Source organism: Neptuniibacter sp., from assembly GCF_024231755.1.
Classification (GTDB): Bacteria; Pseudomonadota; Gammaproteobacteria; order Pseudomonadales; family Balneatricaceae; genus Neptuniibacter.
In genome coordinates, this window is the sequence record NZ_JAAEQH010000207.1 from 1 (window position 1) to 1,688 (window position 1,688).

The 1,688-nt window shown below is 41.1% G+C and carries 1 protein-coding gene; it reads right to left on the minus strand.

Annotated features, from left to right (window positions below; translation table 11 throughout):
• On the minus strand, nucleotides 1–1,688 hold a 1,688-nt coding region (locus GY843_RS10575; protein WP_297309331.1), incomplete at both ends, for a hypothetical protein.

Here is a 1,688-nt window from a genome sequence, read left to right on the forward strand (position 1 = left end):
CCCAACTTCTCCTGTATAAGTTCCTGCATTAAAATCTGTTTGATTGGTGGTTATACTGTCGTTTAGTGCGCCTGGCCCTTCGGTAAGTTCTGTCCCACGAAAAACGTCCTGTGGGTATCCGTTTAGTATAGTGGGTAGGTATACATTGTAGTAGCTTTGCTCTTGTTGCTTAACCACCATCTTATAGCTGTACCAACCCAAAGGATTTGTTGTCTCGTCATACAATCCCACATATCCTAAATTTGAGGAGGTTGATGGTATTGGTGCGTTAAACAATACCTGTAGCGAATCACCAAGATAATCTAAGTCCATTACCGAACTCTTGTAGGGGTGAAACACTGTTGAGTTAGGGGATAGTATAACGTCTGACTGTCTTCCGTACTTGTCAGATAAAACAACCCCAACTTGATACGTTCTGTTTTGCTTTAACGTGTGGTTTGGGTACTCTCTCTGCGATGTTGAGCCATAATCTCCAAACGTAATTTTTTCACCAGTTGATACAGTATAATTTAATGAGTCTAAAGATGCACTCCTTAGAGTTAAGTTACCATACATCACCCTGTTTCCTGCAACCGCTTGAGCCTTAGCTCTTAACGGAACCCTATCACTAACTCTAATGGTTTCTTTTGATGGTAATGACTTTATTGGTTTTGATGAATTGTATGTGTATACATAGTCGATGCCAGAATCAGCTGTTTCTATCTCATCAAGTGTTATGGTGTCCACCACCCTTATAGTTGTGCCTTCAGACTCTTTGTATAGTACATCTATGGACGTGACTTTGTACTTATCGTAAAGGTTGTTATTAAGGCCGTCTAACACTACACCCTCAGGCATTGGTATACTTAACTCTACCTTATCAACTTTATTCTCAAAAAAGTCAACCACGGTGCTTTTAAGGGTGTTTAACTCATCACTGTTGGCATCGTTGTCTAATACGCTTGTGGGTATAGAGTCCTCTAAAAAATACCCGTCCTGCTTTGGTATAAACGCAGCCTGAGAGAATGGAGCTATCAAAGAGTATTCATTGTCTTCAAACTTAAACCTGTAACTAAATCTTACAAACTTATCTGACAAGAACTGCTCGTCACCCGTGAATGACGCATCGTAGTAAGGGTTAGATGTAACCCCATCAGGCAATAGAGGACTGGTAACATCATACATAGATGGTGTTCTAACCATGTTCTCTCTACCAATAACAAATACTGCATCTGTAAAATTAAAAAGTCCAGTGTTGCCAAAACCCCAAGTAGAGTTTGCTAAAGTATTTCCTGGTATGGTTATGGTGTCACCTGGTTCGTAGTCTAGTCCTCCAGAGGTTATGATTCCTGGCTGCAAACTGTACACTCCTGAGCCACTACTTGTTTCCACAGCATCAACAGTAAAACTTAATGTTCCTGTTCCAGCACCACTTGTTGTGACTGGGGATGGCGCACCAACACCCACTGTGAAGGTTTGAGTGGAGTTTACGATGTTAGACATTGTAGAATTAGTCTGTATTTGTAATCGACTATCTACAAACAGGTCTCCATCACCTGAAAGCTTTGTGATGTCTGGCGCAAGGCATGGGTAATACTTAGCTACAGATATATGGTCCTCAGATGTGTAGTATGGATTTGCAGAACCGTATGGGTTTGCTAACGCTAGGTTTACGTTAATCTTTCTTGGTTGGTTTCTGTTGTCAGTGA